This is a genomic window from Billgrantia sulfidoxydans, assembly GCF_017868775.1.
Taxonomy (GTDB): Bacteria; Pseudomonadota; Gammaproteobacteria; order Pseudomonadales; family Halomonadaceae; genus Halomonas; species Halomonas sulfidoxydans.
Map to the genome: position 1 here is coordinate 3,083,639 of NZ_CP053381.1, position 24,335 is coordinate 3,107,973.

General features: G+C 67.6%; 26 protein-coding genes. 8 read left to right on the forward strand and 18 right to left on the reverse strand.

The window, feature by feature from the left end:
* Positions 1-106: 106 nt before the first annotated feature.
* The 4 genes from HNO51_RS14285 to HNO51_RS14300 form a co-directional block, all read right to left on the reverse strand.
* Complete coding sequence (locus HNO51_RS14285) at positions 107-1,390, reverse strand: PQQ-dependent sugar dehydrogenase (protein WP_197447965.1); 1,284 nt, start codon at positions 1,388-1,390, stop codon at positions 107-109.
* Between the two features lie 76 nt (positions 1,391-1,466).
* The gene (locus HNO51_RS14290; RefSeq protein WP_197447966.1) at positions 1,467-1,796 is read right to left on the reverse strand and encodes a GIY-YIG nuclease family protein; all 330 of its coding nucleotides are present in this window, start codon (positions 1,794-1,796) and stop codon (positions 1,467-1,469) included.
* 43 nt (positions 1,797-1,839) lie between these two features.
* Entirely contained in the window at positions 1,840-2,538 is a 699-nt protein-coding gene (gene rpe / locus HNO51_RS14295) for a ribulose-phosphate 3-epimerase (RefSeq protein ID WP_209537698.1), read from the reverse strand.
* Positions 2,539-2,571: 33 nt separating this feature from the next.
* Positions 2,572-3,030, reverse strand: coding sequence for a GNAT family N-acetyltransferase (locus tag HNO51_RS14300; RefSeq protein ID WP_197447968.1), 459 nt, complete (start codon positions 3,028-3,030; stop codon positions 2,572-2,574).
* 164 nt (positions 3,031-3,194) lie between these two features.
* Between HNO51_RS14300 and HNO51_RS14305 the strand changes: the two genes are divergently transcribed.
* On the forward strand, positions 3,195-3,785 hold the full coding sequence (locus HNO51_RS14305) for a YajG family lipoprotein (protein WP_197447969.1): 591 nt from the start codon (positions 3,195-3,197) through the stop codon (positions 3,783-3,785).
* Between the two features lie 86 nt (positions 3,786-3,871).
* Here the strand turns inward: HNO51_RS14305 and HNO51_RS14310 are convergent, their stop codons facing one another.
* From HNO51_RS14310 to HNO51_RS14320, 3 genes are all read right to left on the reverse strand, one after another.
* Positions 3,872-4,513, reverse strand: a complete 642-nt coding sequence (locus HNO51_RS14310) for a thiopurine S-methyltransferase (RefSeq protein WP_197447970.1) — start codon at positions 4,511-4,513, stop codon at positions 3,872-3,874.
* 14 nt (positions 4,514-4,527) lie between these two features.
* Entirely contained in the window at positions 4,528-5,154 is a 627-nt protein-coding gene (locus HNO51_RS14315; protein WP_197447971.1) for a TIGR04211 family SH3 domain-containing protein, read from the reverse strand.
* Positions 5,155-5,318: 164 nt separating this feature from the next.
* A complete protein-coding gene (locus HNO51_RS14320; protein ID WP_197447972.1) occupies positions 5,319-5,648 on the reverse strand; it encodes a DUF1820 family protein in 330 nt (109 codons plus the stop codon).
* A gap of 225 nt (positions 5,649-5,873) precedes the next feature.
* On the opposite strand from HNO51_RS14320, the gene miaB reads away from it, so the two are divergent.
* The 5 genes from miaB (at position 5,874) to lnt (ending at position 11,312) form a co-directional block, all read left to right on the forward strand.
* Positions 5,874-7,217 (forward strand): tRNA (N6-isopentenyl adenosine(37)-C2)-methylthiotransferase MiaB, encoded by a 1,344-nt coding sequence (gene miaB, locus HNO51_RS14325; RefSeq protein ID WP_197447973.1) that lies wholly within the window; start codon positions 5,874-5,876, stop codon positions 7,215-7,217.
* A 126-nt stretch (positions 7,218-7,343) separates the two neighbouring features.
* Positions 7,344-8,420, forward strand: a complete 1,077-nt coding sequence (locus HNO51_RS14330; protein ID WP_197447974.1) for a PhoH family protein — start codon at positions 7,344-7,346, stop codon at positions 8,418-8,420.
* Positions 8,417-8,932, forward strand: a complete 516-nt coding sequence (ybeY, locus tag HNO51_RS14335; protein WP_209537699.1) for an rRNA maturation RNase YbeY — start codon at positions 8,417-8,419, stop codon at positions 8,930-8,932. The genes HNO51_RS14330 and ybeY overlap by 4 nt, the downstream gene beginning before the upstream one ends.
* Positions 8,929-9,804 (forward strand): HlyC/CorC family transporter, encoded by an 876-nt coding sequence (locus HNO51_RS14340; RefSeq protein WP_197447976.1) that lies wholly within the window; start codon positions 8,929-8,931, stop codon positions 9,802-9,804. Before ybeY ends, HNO51_RS14340 begins: the two co-directional genes overlap by 4 nt.
* Before the next feature lie 29 nt (positions 9,805-9,833).
* A complete protein-coding gene (gene lnt, locus HNO51_RS14345) occupies positions 9,834-11,312 on the forward strand; it encodes an apolipoprotein N-acyltransferase (RefSeq protein ID WP_209537700.1) in 1,479 nt (492 codons plus the stop codon).
* 77 nt (positions 11,313-11,389) lie between these two features.
* Here lnt and phaC read toward each other — a convergent pair whose 3' ends face one another.
* The 5 genes from phaC to prmB all read right to left on the reverse strand — a co-directional run bounded on the left by phaC (position 11,390) and on the right by prmB (position 16,580).
* Positions 11,390-13,228: a class I poly(R)-hydroxyalkanoic acid synthase gene (gene phaC, locus HNO51_RS14350; RefSeq protein ID WP_197447978.1), complete on the reverse strand. Its 1,839-nt coding sequence runs from the start codon at positions 13,226-13,228 to the stop codon at positions 11,390-11,392.
* Between the two features lie 169 nt (positions 13,229-13,397).
* The gene (locus HNO51_RS14355; protein ID WP_197447979.1) at positions 13,398-13,856 is read right to left on the reverse strand and encodes a phasin family protein; all 459 of its coding nucleotides are present in this window, start codon (positions 13,854-13,856) and stop codon (positions 13,398-13,400) included.
* 201 nt (positions 13,857-14,057) lie between these two features.
* Positions 14,058-14,441, reverse strand: coding sequence for a DUF6489 family protein (locus HNO51_RS14360; RefSeq protein WP_197447980.1), 384 nt, complete (start codon positions 14,439-14,441; stop codon positions 14,058-14,060).
* A 69-nt stretch (positions 14,442-14,510) separates the two neighbouring features.
* On the reverse strand, positions 14,511-15,596 hold the full coding sequence (gene aroC / locus HNO51_RS14365; protein ID WP_197447981.1) for a chorismate synthase: 1,086 nt from the start codon (positions 15,594-15,596) through the stop codon (positions 14,511-14,513).
* 30 nt (positions 15,597-15,626) lie between these two features.
* Positions 15,627-16,580 (reverse strand): 50S ribosomal protein L3 N(5)-glutamine methyltransferase, encoded by a 954-nt coding sequence (gene prmB / locus HNO51_RS14370; protein ID WP_197447982.1) that lies wholly within the window; start codon positions 16,578-16,580, stop codon positions 15,627-15,629.
* 116 nt (positions 16,581-16,696) lie between these two features.
* Here prmB and HNO51_RS14375 point away from each other — a divergent pair, with 116 nt between their 5' ends.
* Entirely contained in the window at positions 16,697-17,275 is a 579-nt protein-coding gene (locus HNO51_RS14375) for a Smr/MutS family protein (protein WP_209537701.1), read from the forward strand.
* Here the strand turns inward: HNO51_RS14375 and HNO51_RS14380 are convergent.
* Genes HNO51_RS14380 through HNO51_RS14390 form a run of 3 tightly spaced genes read right to left on the reverse strand, consistent with a single transcriptional unit; the run spans position 17,272 to position 20,033 of the window.
* Positions 17,272-18,336 (reverse strand): patatin-like phospholipase family protein, encoded by a 1,065-nt coding sequence (locus HNO51_RS14380; protein WP_197447984.1) that lies wholly within the window; start codon positions 18,334-18,336, stop codon positions 17,272-17,274. The genes HNO51_RS14375 and HNO51_RS14380 overlap by 4 nt on opposite strands.
* A 15-nt stretch (positions 18,337-18,351) precedes the next feature.
* Positions 18,352-19,221, reverse strand: coding sequence for an alpha/beta fold hydrolase (locus tag HNO51_RS14385; protein WP_209537702.1), 870 nt, complete (start codon positions 19,219-19,221; stop codon positions 18,352-18,354).
* Positions 19,218-20,033 (reverse strand): alpha/beta fold hydrolase, encoded by an 816-nt coding sequence (locus HNO51_RS14390; RefSeq protein ID WP_197447986.1) that lies wholly within the window; start codon positions 20,031-20,033, stop codon positions 19,218-19,220. The genes HNO51_RS14385 and HNO51_RS14390 overlap by 4 nt, the downstream gene beginning before the upstream one ends.
* A 219-nt stretch (positions 20,034-20,252) precedes the next feature.
* Between HNO51_RS14390 and HNO51_RS14395 the strand changes: the two genes are divergently transcribed.
* Positions 20,253-21,200, forward strand: coding sequence for an AEC family transporter (locus tag HNO51_RS14395; protein WP_197447987.1), 948 nt, complete (start codon positions 20,253-20,255; stop codon positions 21,198-21,200).
* 31 nt (positions 21,201-21,231) lie between these two features.
* Here the strand turns inward: HNO51_RS14395 and sixA are convergent, their stop codons facing one another.
* The 3 genes from sixA to HNO51_RS14410 all read right to left on the reverse strand — a co-directional run bounded on the left by sixA (position 21,232) and on the right by HNO51_RS14410 (position 24,334).
* Complete coding sequence (gene sixA / locus HNO51_RS14400; protein WP_242597122.1) at positions 21,232-21,705, reverse strand: phosphohistidine phosphatase SixA; 474 nt, start codon at positions 21,703-21,705, stop codon at positions 21,232-21,234.
* The gene (locus HNO51_RS14405; RefSeq protein WP_197447988.1) at positions 21,702-22,775 is read right to left on the reverse strand and encodes an NAD(P)H-dependent glycerol-3-phosphate dehydrogenase; all 1,074 of its coding nucleotides are present in this window, start codon (positions 22,773-22,775) and stop codon (positions 21,702-21,704) included. Before HNO51_RS14405 ends, sixA begins: the two co-directional genes overlap by 4 nt.
* 116 nt (positions 22,776-22,891) lie before the next feature.
* A complete protein-coding gene (locus HNO51_RS14410; protein ID WP_197447989.1) occupies positions 22,892-24,334 on the reverse strand; it encodes an NAD(P)(+) transhydrogenase (Re/Si-specific) subunit beta in 1,443 nt (480 codons plus the stop codon).
* Position 24,335 lies beyond the last annotated feature (1 nt).

Genomic DNA, 24,335 nt, shown 5'->3' on the forward strand with positions numbered 1-24,335 from the left:
CTTCGCCGCCGGGGGGGCCGCGACGAGAAGGCCCCCCCCTCGCCCGGCCCCCGCCTGACAATCCCCGCGCTGGCAAGCGCACTTCCTGCCGGGCCATGCGTCGATCTCACTCCTCGTCGGGCTGGGCGGGCTCCCGGTAGGAGATACGGTAGAGCGCCCCCGCCAGGTCGTCGGAGACCAGCAGCGAGCCGTCGCGCAGTTGGGCGACGTCCACCGGGCGTCCCAGATACTCGCCATTCTCGTCGAGCCAGCCCTCGGCGAAGGGCACGGTGTCACCGGTCACATTGCCCTCGGCATCGACCGGGGTGAACATGACGCGGGCACCGATGGGCTCGGTGCGGTTCCAGGAGCCATGCTGGGCGGAGAAGATGCCGCCCCGATACTCCTCGGGGAACATCCTGCCGGTGTAGAACATCATCCCCAGGTCGGCCGCATGGGCGTCGGTCTCCACCACCGGGAAGACGACGTCTTCCGGCACCTCATCGTTCTTGTACTCGTTGGTGCGCACGTCGCCGCCGCCATACCAGGGGAAGCCGAAGTTCTGGCCGGCAGCGGTCTGGCGATTGATCTCTCCCGGCGGAATGTCGTCGCCCATGCCGTCCACCTGGTTGTCGGTGAACCACAGCTCGCCGGTCTCGGGGTGGAAGTCCTGGCCCACCGAGTTGCGGATGCCGTAGCTGTAGACCTCGCGACCGCTGCCGTCCTGCCCGACACGGATGATGCCGCCGATGCCGACCTCGTTGAACGTTTCCATGTGCTCTTCGGGCGGCACGTTGTAAGGCTGGCCCAGGGAGATATAGAGCTTGCCGTCCGGACCGACGTCGCAGACGCGCGCCGTGTGGTTGTAGCTGACGAACTCCTCGGGGATGAGTTCGCCACCGGCGATGACCGGCACGGCCACCACGTCGGGGCTCTCGTAGAAGAATTCCGCCGCCGGGTAGGCCAGCACGCGATTCTGCTCGGCAATGTAGAGCACGCCGTCCTGCGAGAAGCAGGGCCCGTTGGGGATCGCCTTGGCCAGCGACGGGGCGAAGTTCTTCACCTCGTCGGCGACCCGGTTCTTGCTGCGATCCGTCACCGCCCACACCTCCTTCTTGCGGGTGCCGACGAAGGTGACCACCCCCTGGGGGCCGACCGCCATGTGGCGGGCATCGGGCACCAGGGCGTAGAGCTCGATGGAGAAGCCTTCCGGCAGGCGAATGCGCTGCAGCGTCTGGCGGATCGCCTCGGCGGCCGGGCCATTCTGCTCGACGGTGATGAAGTCGGTGGTGCCGGTCGTCTGGAAGGCGCCGAGACGCTCGAGGGTATCGTCGTCGGCGGCCAGGGCAGGGGCGAGGGAGAGTGCCACCGCCGCGGCGGCGACACCCGCAGAGAGGGCGTTCTTGTGCATTGTTGTGGCCTCCGGTCACGGGTCGGGATCGACCTGTAACAGTGAGTAAAGCAGGTCCCGAAGAAGCGTCAAGTCGTCACTCTGCCCCTTCGCGGGAGCCGCTCACTCGGCGAAGGCCGCACTGATCGAGCGCTTCCTCCGGCCGTCCCTCAAGCGGCATGGCCCCGCCGTTACGGGCTGCGCGGCGGGACAGCCAGGCCCGCTTGTCCGTGGCGGAGAGCCGCTTCACCACTGCCTCGAGGCGCAGCGCCTCGCTGCGGCTGCCCACCGGCTCATGATGTACCAGAGCCAACGGCCCGTGCCCACGCAGGGCCTTGGCACCCCGCCCGGCCTCGTGCTGTGCCAGGCGCCGCGCGACGTCGGTGGTGATGCCGGTATAGAGCCTCCCTTGCCGGGTTTCGATCATGTAGAGGTACCACACAGGCGCCGGATCTCTCATCGCGCGCCGGCTATACCGCTGCCAGTTGCTCGCGGAAGGCGCGGATGACGCTGTCGTAGCGATTCGGGTCGCTGTCGCGGCCGGCACTGAACACCGCCGACCCCGCGACGAAGGTGTCGGCACCGGCTCGGGCGATCTCGGCGATATTGTCGGCCTTCACCCCGCCATCGATCTCGAGGCGAATGTCTCGGCCCGAGGCGTCGATGCGACGGCGCACCTCGCGCAGCTTGTCGAGCGTGCCGGGAATGAAGGCCTGGCCGCCGAAGCCTGGGTTGACGCTCATCAGCAGGACCATGTCGACCTTGTCCATGACGTAGTCGAGGTAGGACAACGGCGTCGCCGGGTTGAACACCAGCCCCGCCTTGCAGCCGCCGTCGCGAATCAGCTGCAGCGAGCGGTCGATATGCTCCGACGCCTCCGGGTGAAAGGTGATGTAGCTGGCGCCGGCATCGATGAAGTCGCCGATCAGCCGGTCCACCGGCTTGACCATCAGGTGGGCGTCGATGGGGGCGGTAACGCCGTGCTTGCGCAGCGCCTGGCACACCATGGGGCCGATGGTCAGGTTGGGGACGTAGTGGTTGTCCATCACGTCGAAGTGGACGATATCCGCTCCGGCGGCCAGCACGTTGTCCACTTCCTCACCCAGCCGGGCAAAATCGGCGGAGAGGATGGAGGGGGCAATCAGGAAGTCGCGGTTCGCGTCGCTCATCGAAGTATCAGCCATCGCACGTTTGAAGAGGCGTCATGTTACCAGACCCTCCGGCGGCCGGGGCAGTCGACGCTCCCAGGCCATCAGGGTTTCGTTCTCGCCGCTGAGCGGTTCGCGACGCTCCTCGACGACCTGGAAGCCCAGCCGACGGTAGAAGGAGACGGCTCGCACGTTGCGCGAATAGACACACAGGGTGAGACGCTCCCGCTGGCCCATGGCATGCGCCATCAAGCGGGAGCCGTGGCCGAAGTTCTGCACCTCGGGGTCGACGAACAGCGCCTCCAGATGATCGCCGTTGAGCGCGGCAAAGCCGATGGGTCGCTCGGCCGCCTCGAGCACGAAGGTTTCCGCGCCGGGCAGATAGAGGCTTGCCATGTCGTCGGCACGCGCGTGCCAGAAGTCGGCGGGTATGAAGTCGTGGGCGAGCAACGAGGCACGCAGCCAGATATCGACGAGCTGCGGTATGTCCTCGATGATGGCCGGGCGTATCATTCAGCGTCTCCCTGCGTGCGAGTCGTGACACGTGAAAAACCCAGTGTAACCGCTTCCCTCCGCCACGGCGCCATGCTGTTGTCGTCAAGCACCTGACGATATACTGCGCCTGTGCCGCCATCGCCGGCCATGTCCATGGCCTCGTACGACTTCCGGGAGGGAAAATGAACCGACGTCATGCCCTGCGTGCCGCAGCCGCTCTGCTGGCGACTGCCCTGTTGGCCGGCTGCGCCAGCCCCCATTATCTGCAGTTGAATCCTCAGCGCAGCGTCTCGGTGCCGCAGTCCGGCAGCGGCCAGGCCGTGACGGTGGCTGCCGTGGACGAACGCGAAGACGACGTGGTCGGCACCCGCACCGGTAGCGCCATGTCCACCGCGGTGATCACGGTCAGCGCCCACGAACTGGTTCCGCACCTGCAGCGCGAAGCCGAGCGCGCCGTGCGCGACATGGGCTTCTCCCCGACTACCCAGCCCGGCAACGACCGCCCCAGCCTGACGCTGACGCTGCAGCACCTCGGCTACGAACGCGGCGACAGCCGGCCGGTCATCGACGAGGCCCGCCTGGAAGCCGTCCTCGAGGTCAAGGTAACCAACCAGGGCACCACCTATACCGGCACCTATACTTCGCGGCGCACACAGAGCTACGCCGTGCGCCCGGGCCGCGATGCCAACCGCCGCATGCTCAACGACCTGATCGGCGACGCCCTGGATCGCGCCTTCAGCGACCCGGAGCTGGCCCAGCTGCTGGCCCGCTGAGGCAACCAGACCACGATATACCGAAGGGCCGCCCATGGGCGGCCCTTCGCTGTTTCCCTACGCATCGGCAATGCTAATCGCACCGCTCAAGTCATGGGGCCGCGCCGGGTCAACGCCCATACGCTTTCGCGAAAGCCGCTCTCCGCTTCCGGCTCCCCCTCCCCGAGGTGGGTGACCAGGAAGTTGGGCTCGAACAGCTCGCGGACCTCCTCGCCGGGAACGTGATAGGGAGGCCCCGCCGCTTCGTCCCCGGCTGCCCGCGACAGCGTGATCAAGAGCCCACGGGCACCCGGGGGAATGAGCTGCGCCAGGTGAAACGCGTAGCGTTGGCGAGTGGCCGCAGGCAGGGCGATCAATGCCGCCCGGTCGTAGAAGGCCCCGATCTCGGCGGCCTGGTCGATGTGGAAGTGAAAGAAGTCGCCACACCACAGCTCGACGCTGCCTTGACGGCAGATCGCGAACGGCGCCTGCTGGTAGCGCGAAACGTCCCCCGTTCCCTCGGCGACGAATTGCTCGATGGCTTCCTCGGCCAGCTCGATGCCCAGCACGGGATGATCCTGCTGGGCCAGCCAGCGCATGTCGAGGCTCTTGCCGCAGAGCGGTACCAGCACCTTGGTGCCGGGCCGCACGCCAAGCCGCGGCCAGTGGCGCACCAGTGCCGGGTGAGTCTCGGGGCGATGGAAGCCGATGCGCCCCTCGCGCCAGCGATCGAGCCAGTCGTGCGCCATGTCATCCCCTCTCGCTAGAACCAGCGGTCGCGCTTGCGCCGCTTGCGTGGCAGGTGCGGAACGATCAAGCCCACCAGCAGGCCGGCCCCGGCCACGCCGCCGCCGTACATGAAGTAGCGCATCAGCAGATCCTCCTCCTGGGTATCCAGGCGCGCCTGGAGCTGGCGAACGGTGCGGCGCGACTGCTCGACCTCGCTGTCGAGCTGCTGATTGCGCGTCTCTAGCTCGGCAATGCGCCGCTCGCGCGCCTCGAGCGTCTCGGTCATGGCCGAGACGCGCCCTTCCCAGGTTTCGTTGATATTGCCAAGCTGCGCCTCGAGCTGTGCGACCTGCTCCTCCATGTGCGGCAACCGCTCGCGGGCGCTGGGCGTTTCCTGCAGCTCGTCGCTGAGCACCCAGACCCGCTCGCCTTCGGCGCTCTCCACGCGGCTGTAGTCGCCGCTGGTCTCGAGTACCGTGACCGGCTCGCCTGAGGTCAGCGTACCGACGATGCGATAGCCGTCGGTCGGTCCGCTGCGCACATAGGTCGTCAGCTCGTCGGAAACCCAGTGGGTGGCGTCATCTGATTGCTGGGCATGCAGCGGCGAGGCCATGAGGCCCAGCGCCACCCCCGCAAGCAAAAACTTGAATCGATGCTTCATGCCGTCGTCCTGGCTTGTGTCGTTCAGCGGCCTATCCACAGAATCTGTGGATAGGCCGCGGGAAAACCGCTGGAAAGGCAGCGTCAAGGCGCACTGGCACGGGCTCGGTCACGGCTGATGGTTTGCTGAGCAGCCCCTGCCGCGGCCGGTATCGGCAACGCCGGTCAAGATTCACGCCTCGGGGGTGGCACGGGGCCACGCGGGAATTCGGCGATGCGCCCTTCACTCTTGACTGCCCTGGCCGGCCCTTCGCGCTCCACCTCGTCGATGCGCACGATGGCGTTCAACGGCAAATAGCTGCGCTTGACACCGTCGAAGGTGTGTCGCAGTCGGTCGGCCGAGGGATCCACCACCAGCTTCGAGCCATCCTCGAAGACGAATTCCTCGACCTCGATGAAGCCCCAAAGTTCGCTCTGGTAGATCTCCCTGGCGTAGAGTTCCCAGATTTCGCCCTGCTGATGAAATACCACCCGGTAGATCGGCTTGGCCGCCATATGGCCGTCTGTCCTCAACGTTGGGTTGTGCCTCGAGCCCCGCGCTGCGGGGCCTGCCAAGGCGCAAGCGTACCACAGTCGCACGCCGCCGCGGTGTCCCCCACTGGTCCCGGTGGGCGGGCTTACGTATAATGCGGCCACCTTCGAGAACGGCTTGAACAAGCCCATTCCCGCGACACTCCACTCACCGGTGACGCACGCGTCGGATAACCGACCCCAATTCTTATGGCGAAGAAACTCTTCATCAAGACCCACGGCTGCCAGATGAACGAGTACGACTCCGCCCGCATGGCGGACCTGCTCGGCGAATCGCACCAGCTCGAGTTGACCGACGACGAAGGCGAGGCCGACGTCATCCTGCTCAATACCTGCTCGATTCGCGAAAAGGCCCAGGAAAAGGTCTTCCACCAGCTCGGCCGCTGGAAGAAGCTCAAGGAAGCCAACCCCGACCTGGTGATCGGCGTCGGCGGCTGCGTGGCCAGCCAGGAAGGCGAAGCGTTGCGCAAGCGGGCGCCCTACGTTGATATGGTGTTCGGCCCGCAGACCCTGCATCGCGTTCCATCGATGCTCGATGCCAGGCGCAACGACCAGATCTCCGTCGTCGACGTGACGTTCCCCGAGATCGAGAAGTTCGACCACCTGCCCAAGCCGAGTTCCGACGGGGCGACGGCGTTCGTCTCGGTGATGGAGGGCTGCTCCAAGTACTGTACCTTCTGCGTGGTGCCCTACACCCGCGGCGAAGAGGTGTCGCGCCCGTTCGAGGCGGTGATGGACGAGGTGATCCACCTGGCCGACCAGGGCGTTCGCGAGATCAACCTGCTGGGACAGAACGTCAACGCCTATCGCGGCGAGAACCGGCTCGGCGATGAGATAGACCTGGCCGAACTGATCGCCTGCGTCGCAGCGGTGGAGGGCATCGATCGCATTCGCTTCACCACCTCTCACCCGGTGGAGTTCAGCGACAGCCTGATCGAGGCCTACGGCGAGATCCCCGAACTCGTCAGCCACCTGCACCTGCCGGTGCAGGCCGGCTCCGACCGGATACTCGCGGCCATGAAGCGCGGCCACACGGTCGAGGAGTACGTGGCCAAGATGGAGCGCATTCGCACGCTGCGCCCCGACATCAGCTTCTCGTCCGACTTCATCGTCGGCTTCCCCGGCGAGACCGCAGAGGACTTCGAAGCGACCATGGACCTGATCCATCGCATCGGCTTCGACCACTCCTTCAGCTTCGTCTACTCCGCCCGCCCCGGCACACCCGCGGCGGCGCTGCCCGACGACACCCCCGAGAGCGTCAAGAAGCAGCGCCTGGCGATCCTGCAGGAGCGCATCAATCAGCAGGCGATGCAGATCAGCCGCCGCATGGTGGGCTCTACCCAGCGCATCCTGGTCAGCGGCTTCTCGCCCAAGGACCCGGGGCAGCTGTCGGGCCGCACCGAGAACAACCGCGTGGTCAACTTCCACGCCGCCAACCCCACCGACCTGATCGGCTACTTCGTCGACGTGACGATCACCGAGGCACTGCCCAATTCTCTACGCGGCGAGCTGGCCTCCCCGGCGCTACACTGACCACAGGAGAGCGTCGTGGCGAGCCGCGGAGCGCGGCTTGGGCCATCGTTTCCACAAGGATTGCCCTGCCCGGAGGCGGGGCAGTAAGCTGGGTGCCAAACCACGCAACGCAGGAACTTCGCCACCTTGAGTCAACACGCCGCACAGGCCAACCGCATCATCACATTGAGCCTCGAGCCCAATGATCCCCAGCGTCTCGCCAACCTCTGCGGCCAGCGGGACGAGCATTTGAAGCTGGTCGAATCGCGCCTCGGCGTCACCCTGCGCAATCGCGGCAACGTCTTTCAGCTGGCGGGACCGGGTCATCGGGTCAAGGCCGCCGCCAACGTGCTCGAGCACCTCTATCGCGAAGCCGAGGCCAGCGACCTGTCGCCGGATACCGTCCACCTGTTCCTGCAGGAGTCGGGGCGCGAGGCGCTCGACGAGGAAGAGGGCCCCGGCGAGGACGAGGTGCTGCTGCGTACCCCCAAGGTGCTGATCAAGCCGCGTGGCCTGAACCAGCAGAACTACGTCGCGAGCATTCGTCAGCACGACATCAACTTCGGCATCGGCCCGGCCGGCACCGGCAAGACCTACCTGGCCGTGGCGGCAGCGGTGGAAGCACTCAACCAGCAGGAGGTGCGTCGCATCCTGCTGGTGCGCCCCGCGGTAGAGGCCGGCGAGAAGCTCGGCTTCCTGCCCGGTGACCTGGCGCAGAAGATCGACCCCTACCTGCGCCCGCTCTACGACGCGCTCTACGAGATGCTCGGCTTCGAGCAGGTGGGCAAGCTGATCGAGCGCCAGGTGATCGAGATCGCCCCGCTGGCCTACATGCGCGGGCGCACGCTCAACAACGCCTTCATCATTCTCGACGAGAGCCAGAACACCACCCGCGAGCAGATGAAGATGTTCCTGACCCGTATCGGCTTCGGCTCCACCGCGGTGATCACCGGCGACGTGACCCAGGTCGACCTGCCGCGGGGCCAGAGTTCCGGCCTGATCCAGGTGCTCGAGGTACTCAGGGACACCGCCGGCATCGGCGTCACCCATTTCGCCGCCAAGGACGTGGTACGCCATCCGCTGGTACAGCGCATCATCGAGGCCTACGAGAGCTTCGAGGCCGAGCAGGAGGTCCAGGAGCGCGCCCGCCGTGAGGCGCGAGATCGCGAGCGCGAAGCGCTGCGCCAGGAGCGCGAGCGCAACCGGGAAGATGACAGGAAATGAGTGCGCCACCGATCGTCGACCTCCAGCTCGCCATCTCGAGCGAGGAGCTACCCGCCCAGGCCGAGCTGGAGGCCTGGACCCGCGCCGTGCTGGCGCGCTTCCCGCGGGAGACGCGTCACGAGGTCACCGTGCGCATCGTCGACGCCGAGGAGGGCCAGGCGCTGAACCGCGACTATCGTGGTCGCGACAAGCCCACCAACGTGCTCTCCTTTCCCTTCGAGGGCCCGCCCGGGGTCAGTCTGCCGCTGCTCGGCGACCTGGTTCTCTGCCACCCGGTGGTGGTGAAGGAAGCCCATGAGCAGGCCAAGCGGCTCGTCGATCACTACGCCCATTTGGTGATACACGGTATGCTGCACCTGCTCGGGCACGATCACCTCGAGGAGAACGAGGCGGAGGTGATGGAGGGGCTCGAGCGTGAGATTCTGGCGGACTTCGCCATCGCCGATCCCTACGCGCCGCTCCCGGGCAGTGACGAACAACAAGACATGGACGAGAGAGACGCAAATCGATGAGTGACGACCGAACGACCGGCCAGGGCGGAAGGTCCTGGCTCGATAAGCTGCTCGGTGCCCTCTCGGGTGACAGCGAAGGCCCCAGTTCGCGGGAAGAGCTCATGGAGTTCCTGCGTGAGGCCGCCGCCCGCCTCAAGCTGGACCAGGACGCCATGATGATCATCGAAGGCGCCTTGCAGATCAGCGACCAGCAGGTACGCGAAGTCCTGATACCACGCTCCCAGGTCGCCGCCATCGCCGTCGATCAGCCCGCCGAGGAGTACCTCTCCCTGATTCACGAGACCGGCCACTCGCGCTACCCGGTGATCGGCGAAAACCTCGACGAGGTCAAGGGTCTGCTGCTGGTCAAGGACCTCTTGCAGCTCCTCAACCGTCCCGTGGAGGAGCGCGAACGCTTCCGCCTCGAGGACGTCCTGCGCCCCGCCATGTTCGTGCCGGAATCCAAGCGCCTCAACAGTCTGCTCAAGGAGTTCCGCGATACCCACAACCACATGGCGGTGGTGGTCGACGAGTACGGCGGCACCGCCGGCATCGTCACCATCGAGGACATTCTCGAGCAGATCGTCGGCGACATCGAGGACGAGCACGATACCGAGGAGGATGACGATATCCGCGAACTCGGCGACGGCCGCTACGCCATTCGCGCACTGACCCCCATCGAGGACTTCAACGAACGCTTCGGCACCCGCTTCTCCGACGACGAATTCGATACTGTGGGCGGGCTGGTGATGCAGCGCTTCGGCCACCTCCCCGGTCGCGGCGAACACGCCGAGCTGGGCGGCTGGCGCTTTACCGTGCTCAATGCCGATAATCGCCGCATTCGCCTGCTCGAGGCCGTGCTGCAGGATGAATCGGCACTGTCCCAGGACTGACCCACCGCCGTCTCAGGAAACGACACGCCATGACCCACTCCCGCCTGTCGCCGACGCTCGGCTACCTGGCTGCGCTCGTCGCCGGGGTATTGACCACCCTGACCGCCTCGCCCTATGAACTCTGGTGGCTCGGCCCGCTGGCGGCGGGTCTCGTCTACTGGGCCCTTCAGCCGCTGCGCCCGCGCCAGGCGGCGCTGCTGGGGTGGTGCTACGGCGTCGGCCTGTTCGGTTCGGGGGCCTCCTGGGTCTACGTCTCGATCCACGACTACGGCTACACCGGCGTCCCGCTGGCGCTGTTCCTGACCGGCCTGTTCGTCGCCGCCATGGCGCTGTTCATCGCCGTGACGCTATGGCTCTACCGCCTGCTGTGCGGCCCGCGCCTGGCCTTCCTCACCTTCGCCGGCGCCTGGGTACTGGGCGAGTGGCTACGCACCTGGCTGTTCACCGGCTTCCCCTGGCTGCTGCTGGGCAGCTCCCACGTCGATTCGCCGCTGGCGCCCTGGGCCCCCATCGGCGGGGTCTACCTGCTGTCGCTGATCACCGCTCTCTCCGGCAGCCTGGGGGTGGAGTTCCTGCGCCGCCGCTGGTGGGCGGCCCTGCCCGTCGCGGCGCTGTGGCTCGCGCCGCTGGCCCTGCCCGTGCAGTGGACCGAGCCCGCCGGGGAGCCGCTGCGCGTGGCACTGCTGCAGGGCAATCTGGACCAGCTGATCAAGTGGACGCCGGAAGGCCAGCGCAGCGCTGCCAATACCTACCTGGAGATGACCCGCGAGCATGCCGACGCCGCCGACCTCATCGTCTGGCCCGAGGCGGCGCTGCCGATGTTCGAGGACGAGGCCGAGCCGCTGCTGGCCCGCGCCCAGGCACACCTGGTGCCGGGCAGCGCCCTGCTCACCGGCATCCTTCAGCGCGAGGGGCGCGGGCGCTACTACAACAGCGTGATCGGCGTGGGCAATGCCGAAGGCGAGTACCGCAAGGAGCACCTCGTGCCCTTCGGCGAGTACCTGCCGCTGGAGCGCTGGCTGCGCGGCACTATCGCCTTCTTCGACTTGCCGATGCCCGCCATGACCCCGGGGGCTTCGGGTCAGGCGCCGATCCGCGCCGCCGGCAGCGTGATCGGCAACGCCATCTGCTACGAGATCATCTACGCCGACCTGGTCGCCGAACGCGCCCGCAATGCCGAGCTGCTGCTGACGGTGTCCAACGACACCTGGTTCGGCGAGTCGATCGGCCCGCTGCAGCACTTGCAGATGGCCCGCCTGCGCGCACTGGAGAACGGCCGCTACGTGATTCGCGCCACCAGCAACGGGGTCACGGCCGTGATCGACCCTCTCGGGAGAGTCGTCGCCAGGGCACCCCAGTTCGAGACCGTGACGCTGCTCGCCGAGGCCGTGCCGATGCAGGGCCTGACGCCCTTCACCCGCAGCGGCAGCTGGCCGGTGTGGCTGCTCGGCGTGCTGCTGGTCGTTCCCGGCCTGCGGCTGCCACGACGCCGGCGGCACCATTTCTAGAACTTCCCGACCCAACGCAACGAGGCCCGCTCATGCGGGCCTCGTCGTTCCATTCGGCGCTGCAGGCGCCCACGGGCTCAATCGGCCTTGGCGGGCACCTCGCCCAGCACCTCGGGGATGGTCATGCGCACGTAGCGTCCCGGCGCCTCCTCGAGCAGCTTGAGCTCCCCCTCGCCCGGCTGCCGGGCGGGCACCCGCTTGTCGGGATCGGCGTAGCCGTTCTCGGTCATCCACTGCTGCCAGTGCGGCCACCAGGAGCCCTCGTGGAACTCGGCTCCCTCCAGCCACGCTTCGTGATCGTCCGGCAGGACGTCGTTGGTCCAGTAGCCGTACTTGTTGCGAGCGGGAGGGTTGACGATCCCGGCGATGTGGCCGGACCCGCCCAGCACGAAGGTCACCGGCCCCTTGGGCAGCAGCGCCCCGTAGTAGGTGCTGTTCCACTTGGCGATGTGATCCTCGCGCGTGGAGACGAAGTAGCTCGGCGTCGATATCTTGCGCAGGTCGATCCTGACCCCATCCAGCTCGATGCCGCCCGGCTCCACCAGCCGATTCTCCAGGTACATGTGGCGCAGGTACCAGCCGTGGGTGCCGGCCGGCAGGTTGGTGCCGTCGGTGTTCCAGTAGAGCAGGTCGAATGGTGCCGGGTTCTCGCCCTTCAGGTAGTTGCTGACGTAGAAGGACCAGAACAGGTCGTTCTCGCGCAGCAGGTTGAAGGTGTAGGCCATGGAGCGGCCGTCCAGGTAGCCGTCCTCTTCCATGCGCGCCTCGATCCCTTGCAGGATCGGCTCGCTGAGCAGCACACCGAGCTCGCCGGGATCGCGGAAATCCTGCAGCGTGGCCATGTAGGTCACCGACTTCACCTTGCGCCCGCGCCGGGTGCTGGTGAGATAGGCCACGGTGGAAGCCGCCAGCGTCCCGCCGATGCAGTAGCTGAGCAGGTTGACGGATTTCTCGCCGCAGGCTTGCTCGATGGCCTCCATGGCGGCGATCGGCCCCATCTGCATGTAGTCGGCCCAGGTCAGATCGCGCTGCTCGGGCCCCGGGTTGCGCCACGAGATCAGGAACACGGTATGCCCCTGGTCCACCAGCCACTTGACCAGCGAGTTGTCCTGACGCAGGTCGAGGATGTAGTACTTGTTGATCCACGGCGGCACGACCAGCAGCGGGGTCTTGAATGCGGTCTCGGTGGTCGGCGTGTACTGGATCAGTTGGATCAACTCGTTCTCGTAGACCACATAGCCGGGCGTGACGGCGATGTTGCGTCCGATCTCGAAGGCGCTGCGGTCGGTCATGGCCACGTTGAGACCGTCGGAGGAGTTGGCCAGGTCGCGGCGCAGCTGAGCGAGCCCCTCGACCAGGTTCTGTCCCTTGGTCTCGAGGGTACGGCGCATCACCTCGGGGTTGGTGGTGACGAAGTTGGTCGGCGCCATGGCGTTAACCAGCTGACGGGCATAAAACGCCAGATTGCGCTTCTGCCGCTCGGGCAGGCCGTCGAGCTGCTCGACCAGCTCCTCGACCGCCCCCGAGAACAGCAGGTACTGCTGCATGATGGCGCGGTAGTAGGGTTCCTGCTGCCAGGCTTCGTCCTTGAAGCGCCGATCGCCCTTGGGCGGGGAGACCAACGGCTCGCCCAGTTCGCCGGCCAGGGCCTGCAACCCCTGCTGCCACAGCTGGTACTGATCCTGGACGAGGCGAGCCTGGGTCTGCCACAGCAGCTGCGGGTTGCGCATCAGCGACTCGGCGCCGGCCTGGAAGGCCTCGCGCATGTCGGTCTGGATCGAGTCGGCGGCCGCATCAGGCGCCATCCGTTCGAGCAGGTCCTGCAACAGGGCCTGGTAATGCTGGCCCATCTCCTGTAGCTGTTCCTTCCACTCTTCCAGTTCAACCTGGGAGAACACCGCATCCCCTGACTGCATCGCCCTCTCCTGTTCTCGGACCCTGTCTGCGTTCTCTACGGGCAGCGAGCCATGTGCCGGACATGTTCGCTCGACACCACCTGGGTACGGCCCGGGCCGGCAACGTGCCGGTCGGGCCGTGCGTCGACCTGTCTACCAAGGCCGCCCTGGTGCGGGCAGCCGCAAGGCGTCAGCTCTTGCGTGAGGCCTGGCTGCTGGCCTTGGCCGGGGCATCGGACTTGCTCGATGCGGCCGGCTTGGCACTCGTGTCGCTCTGCTGGGCCTGTTGCTGGGCCTGCTTGGTCTGGTCGCTCAGCTCCTGGCTGACTTCGCCGAACAGCTGCTCCAGCTCGGCACGGAACTGCTGGCTCATCTCACCGAGGGCCTGGGCGTCCTCCATCATCTGGCGCGAGAGCTCGCTCATCATCTCGGCCTGCCGCGCCCCGAAGGCCTGCAGGTCCTGGGCATCGCTGATCTCGGAAGCGCTGCGCATGCGCTCGGTGCCCATCTGGCTGTAGCGCTTCATCGCCTCGAGCTGGTACTCGGTCATCTTCTCCATATTGCCAAGCATCAGCGAGTTCAGCTTGCGCATGGGTTCGAAGAAACGCCGCGTCTGCTGGTTGAATTCATCGAGCATCTTGTCCTGCATGGGGTTGACCTCCTGTGACCGGAAACATGCGGGGCCGTCGACTTTCCTGGCGACTTTCCCTGCGCCTTTGGTGCAGGCCACGCGCAAAGACGCGGCCCGGTGGCATGCCATTCATGCTGCACCGCACAAAGCGTAGCCCGCCAGGGCTCCCGCTGCAATACCCATCCACCTCCACAGAGATCGCTGCGTGCCGGACGCCGACTATTCCGAACGCCGGGAACGCGAGCGGGCACTCGCCGTGCCGGCCTTGCCCGAAGCCTTCGGCGCGGCCTCCGGCTGGTCAGCCTCGGCAGGCTCGCGCGCCTTGCCCATGGAGCTTCCGGCCTGGCGCAGCATGTCCAGCATCATCTGCTGGTAGGTGCCGAAGCTGGCCAGCCCCTGGGAGAGTCCCTGGCTCATGTCCTGGGTGAATCCCTGCTGCAGGAAGGGCTTCATCAGGCTCATGGGATCATAGCCCTCGACGCCGGACTCCATCTGCTTCTGGATCCGGTTCAACAGCTCCTGCTGGAAGGCTTCGACGTCCGGCAGGCCGAGGGCGCGACGGAACTCCTCGGGGGTCAGGTCAAACTCGACGTTTATCTTCATGACATATCCCTGCTTCAGTGTGCTTTCAGTGTAGCAACCCCGCATCGGACGCAACCGGCCGGGCCAAACTCAACGCAGCACCGGCGTCTCGACTCTCACCGCGGCATTCTGCGCACGGTGGCGCAGCAGGTGATCCATCAGCGTGAGCGCCATCATCGCCTCGGCGATGGGCGTGGCACGGATGCCCACGCAGGGGTCATGACGCCCTTTGGTCACCACCTCGACCGGATTGCCGTGAACATCGATGCTGCGTCCGGGGATGGTGATGCTGGAGGTGGGCTTGAGCGCCAGGTGGGCGATCAGCGGCTGCCCGGAGGAGATGCCGCCGAGCACGCCGCCGGCGTGGTTGGAGAGAAAGCCCTCGGGTGTCATCTCGTCGCGGTGCTCGCTGCCGCGGCTGGCTACCGCGGCGAAGCCGTCACCGATCTCCACGCCCTTCACCGCATTGATGCTCATCAGACCATGGGCGAGCTCGGCATCCAGACGGTCGAAGACCGGTTCGCCCAGCCCCGGGGGCAGCCCCTCGGCGACCACGGTAATCTTCGCTCCCACCGAATCCTGGTCGCGGCGCAGCTGGTCCATGAACGCCTCGAGTTCGGGCACGCGCTCGGGGTCGGGGCAGAAGAAGGGGTTGTCGTCGACCGCCTCCCATTGCTTGAAGGCGATCTCGAGCGGGCCGAGCTGGCTCATGTAGCCGCGCACGGTGATGCCCTGGGTTGCCAGGAATTTCTTGGCAATGGCCCCGGCGGCCACCCGCATGGCGGTTTCCCTGGCGCTGGAGCGGCCGCCGCCGCGGTAGTCGCGCACCCCGTACTTGTGATGGTAGGTGTAGTCGGCGTGGGCGGGGCGAAACTGGTCCTTGATGTTGCCGTAGTCCTTGGAGCGCTGGTCGGTGTTCTCGATCAACAGGCCGATGGCGGTGCCGGTGGTCACGCCTTCGAACACGCCAGAAAGGATGCGCACCCGGTCGGGCTCGCGGCGCTGGGTGGTATGCCGCGAGGTGCCGGGGCGGCGGCGGTCGAGGTCGCGCTGCAGGTCGGCCTCGCTGAGCGGCAGCCCCGGGGGGCAGCCGTCGACGATGGCGCCCAGCGCCGGGCCGTGGCTCTCGCCGAAGGTGGTGACGGTGAACAGCTTGCCGAAGGTGTTGCCGGACATGGACGTGCCTCCCGATATCGTGGTGGTGGATCAGGCGAAGGACGCCGCATGGGCGTCGAGTTCCGCGGCGGTGAGAGCAAACACGCCCTGGCCGCCGCGCTCGAAGTCGAGCCACAGGAAGGGCACCTCGGGGAAGGCCGCCTCCAGGTGACGGTCGGAGTTGCCGACCTCGACGATCAGCACGCCGTCGTCGCTGAGGTGATCGCGCGCCTCGCGCAGGATGCGCCTCACAATGTCGAGCCCGTCGGCCCCGGCCCCCAGCGCCAGCTCGGGCTCGTGGCGGTACTCGGCGGGCATGGTGGCGAGATCGCGGGCGTCAACGTAGGGCGGGTTGGAGACGATCAGGTCGTAGCGCTGCCCGGCCAGCCCTGTGAACAGGTCCGAGAGCACCGCCCGCACCCGCGCGCCGACGTCATGGCGCCGGATGTTCTGCTTGGCGACGGCCAGGGCATCGACGCTGACGTCGGAGAGATCGACCTCGCAGGCCGGCAGGTAGAGCGCGGTGGCGATGCCGATGCAGCCCGAGCCGGCGCACAGGTCGAGCACCCTGGCCGGCGGCTCCTCGGGGAACCAGGCGGCGAAGCCGGTCTCGATCAGCTCGGCGATGGGCGAGCGCGGAATCAGCACGCGCTCGTCGACGTCGAAGGCGAAGCCGGCATAGAACGCCTCCCCGAGCAGGTAGGGCAGCGGCCGGCGCGAGGAGACGCGTTCGCGCACCAGGCCGACGATGCGCGCACGCTCCATGGGCAGCAGCCTGGCCTCGAGCACTGCCGGATCGACGTTCCAGGGCAGGTGCAGCGCACCCAGCGTCAGGGCGACGGCTTCGTCCCAGGGCGAGTCGGTGCCGTGGCCGTGATGCAGCCCGGCCAGGTGGAATTCGCTGGCCGCCCAGCGCAGGTAGTCGCGCAGGGTGACGAGGTCGCGACACAGCGCCTCGTCGTCCAGGGTGAGGGTCGAGTGGGAAACGGTGGGGGAGTTGGCCACGAAAGGTCCTGCGGGTCGATGATGAGCGATGTCCCGATTGTACCCGCGGCGGCAGGCGGTTCACAGCCACGCTCAGGTCGCTATACTGGCCGCTCGACGACACCACACGAGTCCCCATGAGCCAACGCCGCCCCCCCGACGACGATGACGACGACACCCATGCCTTTCGCCGGGCACTGCGCGAGGCCGGCGTGCGCCGCATCGCCGTCAACCGCGCCGACCCGGGGCGGCCCAGGCGGCGGGATCCTGCGGCGGCCGAACGGCGCGCCGCCGCAGTAGCGGCCGATTCCCAGGAGAGCGCCAGTCGCACCAGCGACGGCCGCGTGGAGGCGGTGCGGCCCTCGGAATTCCTCGACTTCGCCCTGCCCGACCTGCCCTATCGCACCCGCAGCCAGCTCAAGCGCGGCCAGATCGCCTGGGAGGCGGGGCTGGACCTGCACGGCTACAGCCTCGATGAGGCACGCCTCGAGCTCGAGAGCTTCCTCAAGGAGGCCGCCAGCAGCCATATGCGCTGCGTGCTGGTGGTGCACGGCAAGGCGTGGGGCAGCACGGCGAATTACCCGGTGATCAAGAGCCACGTCAACGCCTGGCTGCGCGAGTGGCCGACGGTACTGGCGTTCTGCTCGGCGCGTGAGTTCGACGGCGGCACCGGTGCCGTCTACGTCCTGCTACGTCGCCGAGGCCAGACCTTCTAGCCGCCCCCCGACTCGCGGTCCGCCGGCATCTGCGGCGGCTCGACGATGATGCCGCCACCTCCGCCATGGCCACTGTGGCTGCGTCCCTCGTAGCGGTCCAGCGCCTCCATGGCCAGGTGGCGGCCCAGGCGGACCAGCGCCTCGGCGCGGTGGAACTCGAAGGCGCCGCACACCGTCTTGGGTACCTCGATCAGCACGTCGGGCGGATACCCCGCGACCTTGTACTTGGCCAGCGAGGCCTGGGTGATGTCGAAGGAGGCCAGGATCATGTCCAGACGGCCCCAGGCCCGCCTGCCGCTGGCCACGCGCCCCGCCTTGCCGTTCGCCTCGCCGGCCTCGCCCTCGGGGCCGCCGAACCCTTCGAACAGCCAACGGGTCGCACCGCGCACGTCCATCCACTTGCGCGCCGCAGCCTCCTCCTCGGCCTTCACCTCCGCTTCCCCCTGCTCCTCGGCAGGCAGCAGATCGTCGAGCGATACCGGACGGGCGCTGTGGGCGGTCACGTTGACGGCCAGCATCATGTCGGCATGGGCCGACACGGTGGGCGTGATCGGCAGGGGATTGAGCAGGCCGCCATCGACCAGGGTGTTCTCGCCGATGTGCACCGGCGTGATGACGCCCGGAATGGCAATGGAGGCACGGATCGCCCGCAGCAGCGGGCCCGACTGGAACCATACCTCGCGCTGACGCACCAGGTCGGTGGCGACCGTGGTCAGCGGGATGGGCAGGTCCTCGATCTGGATGTCGCCGACCAGCTCCTCGAGCTTGCTCATCACCTTGCTGGCACGCATCGCCCCCATCGGGCTCCAGGTGACGTCGACCAGCTTGAGCACGTCGAAGTAGTCGAGCTGGCATACCCAGTCCCGATAGGCCTCGAGCTGCCCCGCGGCATAGACCCCGGCGATGACCGAGCCCATCGAACAACCGGAGATGGCGACGATCTCGTAGCCGCGCGCCTCGAGCACCTCGATCACGCCAATGTGGGCATAGCCACGCGCCCCGCCGCTGCCCAGCGTCAGCGCCACTCGCTTGCCCATCTCCACCGCCGCACTGCTGGTCATCGCTCCCCCTTTCCCTTATGCCGGCTCGGCCGCCACCAGCCATGTCTCGATCGCATCTGCCACGCAGGATACCCGGCCGGGCTCGAGATGCAGATGATGCCCGCCCGGCAATACCCGGCGCGCCAGCTGCGGCACGGCTTCCCGTGCCGCCCGGGCCATCTCGCGCTCGCCGAGGATGCCGCTCTCGCCCTCGATCAGCAAGACCGGCGCCTGGATCGCGCCCAGCAGCGCCAGTGCCTGCTCGGGGCTCAGCCGCACCGGCGAGGGCCATAGCAGCCTGCCATCGGTACGCAGGCGAACATGGCCATCGGGCTCCCGCACCAGATTGCGCTCGACGAGCGGCGTGGCCGTTGCGCTGTCGATTGGCGTCACGCCTCCTGCTACGCGCGCGGCAATGGCGGTCCTGCTATCAGGATAGCGCGGCGCCACCGAACGCGGGCGTCGGGCCGCACGCAACCCCTTGCGCAGCTGGGCGGCACTCTCGCCGACCGGGGTGGTCACGGCGCCCAGACCGTCGATCAACACCAGCCGTTCGACCCGCTCTGGCAGCGCCGCCGCGGTCAGGCAGGCCACCCCGGCTCCCATGGAGTGGGCCAGCAGCGGCACCCGCTCCAGGCCCAGTTCGTCGGCGGCGTCGAGCAGGTCGTGGCAGTAGTCCCACAGCGCATAGTCACCCTCGCGATGGGCCGAGTGGCCGTGACCGGCGAAGTCCAGCGCCACAATGCGAATGCCGAGGCGCTCCACCAGCCGGGGCGCCAGCCGGCTGAAGCTGGCGGCGTTGTCCAGCCAGCCGTGCAATGCCAGCCAGGTCGGGGCGTCCTCCCTGCCCCAGACCAGCGCCGCCAGGCGCCCCCCGGCCAGGCTCCACTGCTGCGCCTCGCTCATGCCTCGCCCTCCAGCAACGCGTCGAGCATGCCCAGCAGGGCGCGGCGGGTCTCCTCGGGGTGCTCCATGGGAAACATGTGGGTGCCCGGTACCAGGGCCAGCGGAATGCCGTGGGCGGCCAGGCGCCGGCGGCGCCTGGGCGTGATCAGGTCGGAGTCACCCCCCACCAGGACCCCGAAGGGAATGCGCAACCGGCGCGGCAGGCGGGCCAGATGGTCGGGCAGGTTGCGGAAGATCTCGGTCTCGATGGCCGGGTCATAGATCAGTTCGGCGCTGCCATCGTCCTGCAGCCGGGTACCGCCCTCGACGTAGTCGTGCAGGGCATCCGGCGTAAAGCGCCGGAACAACCCCCGGCGGCGCAGGTGGTTGGCCATCGCCTCGCGGTCGGGCCAGGAGGCACGGCGGCCCCGGCTCTTGCCGGCAGGCGTCACCCGGTCGACGAAGCCGAAGCGCTTGGCCACCTTCATGCTCCAGGCATCGAGGCCCAACATCAGCGGCGGGTCGAGCATCACCACGCAGCGGAAGCGTTGCGGCGCACGCTCCGCGGCCATGGCCATCAGCACTCCGCCCATGGAGTGGCCGACACCGATGACGGGTCCGTCGGCATCGGGCACATGCTCGAGGAGTTCGTCGCGCAGCGCCAGCCAGTTGGCCCCCACCGGATAGTCTGGGTGATGTCCGAGGCGATCGACGGGATGGATGTCGAAGCGCTCACGCAGCGGGGCCAGCAAGCTGCGATAACTCATGCCCGGGAAGCCGTTGGCGTGGGCGAAGACCAGCCGCGGCAGCGTTGGGGGGTGACGTTCGTTCATGGCGGGGTCCAATGTCAGTCAGGCAAGCCGCTAGTGGCGATAGCAGGCTAACGGGTTTACTCTATCTCGCCAAGTCGACCTCCGGTTCATGCCGTCCGCTTCCTTGGAGTCCACCATGCCTCGCCCCACCCGGCCCCGGCGCGACACCCGCTTGCGCAATCGCCTGTTCTGGATCACCGTAGCCGCCGCCATCGTCTTCGGCCTGTGGCTGGTGCGTCGATGAGCCTGTTCGAGCTCTTCTTCGCCACCCTCGAAATCACCCTGCCGGTCTTCGCCATGGTCTTCCTGGGCCTGGGCCTCAAGCGCCTGGGCTGGATCGATCATGCCTTCGTGACGACCGCCTCGCAGCTGGTATTCCGCGGCACCATGCCGACCCTGATCTTCCTCAGCATCATCAGGGCCGACCTGAACGCCACGCTGAACCCGGGCATGCTCGCGTACTTCGCCCTGGCCACGCTGGCCAGCTTCCTGCTCAGTTGGGGCTGGGCCATCCTGCGCGTGCCCCATGCCGAGCGGGGCGTCTACGTCCAGGGCGCCTTTCGCGGCAATTGCGGCATCGTCGGGCTGGCACTGGCCGCCGGCATGTACGGCGACTACGGCCTCTCCGCCGGCGGGCTGCTGCTCGGCGTAGTGATCCTCACCTACAACGCCTTCTCGGTGATCGTGCTGGCCACCTACCAGGAGGGCCGACACACCGACTGGCGCAGCATCGCCAGCCACATCCTGCGCAACCCGCTGATCCTGGCGGTGGTGGCCGCCGTGCCGGTGGCCGCCCTGGAGCTGCGCCTGCCCGGCTGGCTGATGACCTCGGGCCAGTACTTCGCCTCGCTGACCCTGCCTTTGGCGCTGATCTGCATCGGCGCCACCCTGTCGCTGGGCTCGATTCGCTCCTCGGGCCGACTGGCAACCGGCGCCAGCCTGGTCAAGATGGTCAGCCTGCCGCTGGGTGCCACCCTGGGTGCCTGGCTGTGCGGCTTCGAGGGACGCGAGCTGGGCGTGCTGTTCCTGTTCTTCGCCAGCCCCACGGCAGCGGCCAGCTTCGTGATGGTCAAGGCGATGGGCGGCAACGCCGCGCTGGCGGCCAACATCATTGCCCTGACCACGCTGATGGCCAGCCTGACCATTACCGTCGGCGTGTTTGCCCTGAAAGTGGTCGGCTGGATCTAGGGCGCGACCCGGTTTTACACGTCGTCCTGTCTCAGCGGATATCGGCGGGTGCCGTGAAACGCACCAGCCTGGCGCAGCCCGCCGCCCAGACCTCGCTCTCGAGTTCGGCCACGGCGGCGGTGGGAAAGGCGAGCCCACGGTCGCCGCGCCCCTCCACCAGCAGCCCGGTGAGCAGCCCCACCAGCGGCATGTGGCTGACCAGCACGAGGGGAGCCTCGTCGGTGTTGGCAAGCAGCCATTCGATCACTGCGGTCGGCGCATCGTCGGGCGTGACGAACGGCAGCACTTCGGGCTCGACGCCCAGCACACGCCCGACATGCCCCGCCGTCTGCCGGGCCCGTACGAAGGGGCTCACCAGCACTCGCGCCCCCGCCAGCGGCTGCCGACCGAACCAGCCGGCCATGCGCTCGGCCTCGACCTGGCCCTGCGCGCTCAGCTCCCGCTCGCTGTCGGGGCGCCCCGCGATCGCCTCGCCGTGGCGCATGATAAAAAGCCGTCCGGTCACGCCCCGCCCTCATTCGCCTCGACCCGGCGGTGGGCCTGCTGAACGGCCTCGCGCGGCAACACGAACTCGACGTCGCTGCTCTGTTCCCCGCGCATCAGCATGCGCGCCATCTCACGCGCCGGCACACCTTCGAATAGCACCTGGTAGAGCCCCTCGGCCAGCGGCATGTAGACCCCGTCCGCGCGCGCCTTGTCGCGCACCAGGCGCACCGTGTTGACCCCCTCGGCGACCTGGCCCAGCGCCTCGACCGCCTCGTCGAGACCCTTGCCCTGGCCCAGGGCGTAGCCGACACGGTAGTTGCGCGACAGCTGCGACGAGCAGGTCACGATCAGGTCGCCCACCCCGGCCAGCCCGAGGAAGGTCATGGGATTGGCGCCCAGGCTGACGGCGAAGCGCCCCATCTCGGCCAGCGCCCGGGTCATAAGCATGCTGCGGGTGTTCTCGCCCATGCCCAGCGCCGCGGCCATGCCGGCGGCGATGGCGTAGATGTTCTTCAGCGCCCCACCCAGCTCGACGCCGTAGCGGTCGTTGCTGGCGTAGACGCGGAAATAGTCACAGCCCAGCGCCTGCTGCACGCGGGTGCGTGTCAGCGCATCATCGCTGGCCACCACGGTGGCGGTGAGCTGCTTCTGGGCGATCTCGGTGGCCAGGTTGGGCCCCGAGATCACGCCGATATGGCGGAAGCCCGTCTCCTCCTCGAGGATCTGGCTCATCAGCTTGAAGCCCTCCTCCTGGATCCCCTTGGTGGTACTGACCAGGATCTGGTCGGGGTGGAGCCAGGGCCGGGCCTGGCGCACCACGTCACGAAAGGCCTTGGAGGGGATCGCCACCAGCACCAGCTCGGCGCCGTCGAGCGCCGCCTGCATGTCGCTGCAAGCGCGCACCGCCGGGTTGATGGCATAGTCCGGCAGGTAGCGCGGGTTGCGGTGCTCGCGGTCGATCTGCGCCGCGAGCTCGGGGTCGCGCAGCCACTGGCACACCTTGGCCCCGTTGTCGGCGGCGATGCTCGCCAGCGCGGTGCCGAAGCTGCCGCCGCCCAGTACTGCCACCCGCATGGGATCGTCTGACATGTCTGCCCCGTGAATCGATCGATGAATCAGGAGAACCCGTCAAGAGTGTAACGAAGAATGCCCCCTTGCGGGGGCATGTCTCATCAAAGGAAGGCGGGCCGGGAGCCCGCGACGGCTCAATCGATCTGCGACAGCAGCGAGTCGATGCTGGACCGGGCGTCGCCGTAGAACATGCGCGTGTTCTCCTTGAAGAACAGCGGATTCTCGATGCCCGAGTAGCCGGTACCCTGGCCGCGCTTGCAGACGAACACCTGCTTGGCCTCCCACACCTTGAGCACCGGCATGCCAGCGATGGGGCTGTTGGGATCCTCTTGGGCGGCAGGATTGACGATATCGTTGGAGCCGATGACGATCACCACGTCGGTGCTGGCGAAGTCGTCGTTGATCTCGTCCATCTCGAGCACGATGTCGTACGGCACCCTCGCCTCGGCCAGCAGCACGTTCATATGGCCCGGCAGACGCCCGGCGACCGGGTGGATGCCGAAGCGAACCTCCTTGCCCGCCGAGCGCAGCTTGCGCACCAGCTCGCTCACCGCGTTCTGGGCCTGGGCCACGGCCATGCCGTAGCCCGGCACGATGATCACGCTGTCGGCGTCGTTGAGCGCGCTCGCCACCCCACCGGCATCAATCGCCACCTGCTCGCCCTCGATCTCGGCCGCCGGCCCCTGGCTACCGCCGAAGCCACCAAGGATGACGTTGACGAAGTTGCGGTTCATCGCCTTGCACATGATGTACGACAGGATGGCACCGGAGGAGCCCACCAGGGCGCCGGTGACGATCAGCAGATCGTTGGACAGCGTGAAGCCGATGGCCGCCGCGGCCCAGCCCGAGTAGCTATTGAGCATCGACACCACCACCGGCATGTCGGCGCCGCCGATGCCCATGATCAGGTGGTAGCCGATGAAGAAGGCCAGCGCGGCGATCAGCAGCAGCGTCCAGAAGCCGGCGCCGTTGAGGTAGAGGATCGCCAGCAGCAGTGACAGCGCGGCCGCACCGGCATTGAGCAGGTGCCCGCCGGGCAGTTGCCTCGGCTTGCCGTCCACCTTGCCGGCCAACTTGCCGAAGGCGATCACCGAACCGGTGAAGGTCACCGCACCGATGAACACGCCCAGCACCACCTCGATCTGCAGGAACATCAGCTCGTCCGGGGCCTTGGTCGCGACCAGGGCGGCGAAGGCCGAGAACTGCTCGGCGCCCGCATCGAGGGCCCGGGCCGCCAGCACGCGGCGCCGCTCGAGGTCGGCGCTCCAGGCCACGAACACCGCGGCCAGACCGACGAAGCTGTGCAGCGCCGCCACCAGCTGCGGCATCTCGGTCATCTCGACCTTCTTGGCCACGTAGGCGCCGGCCACCGCGCCGACAATGACCATCGGGATCATCAGCCAGTAGGCACCGATGCCCGGCCCGAAGGCGGTGAAGAAGACCGCCACGGCCATGCCGACGATGCCGTACCACACCGCCCGCTTGGCCTTCTCCTGGTTGCTCAGCCCTCCCAGGGAGAGGACGAACAGTACGCTTGCCGCAATCGCCGCGGCAGACACGAATCCTTGACTCAGCATG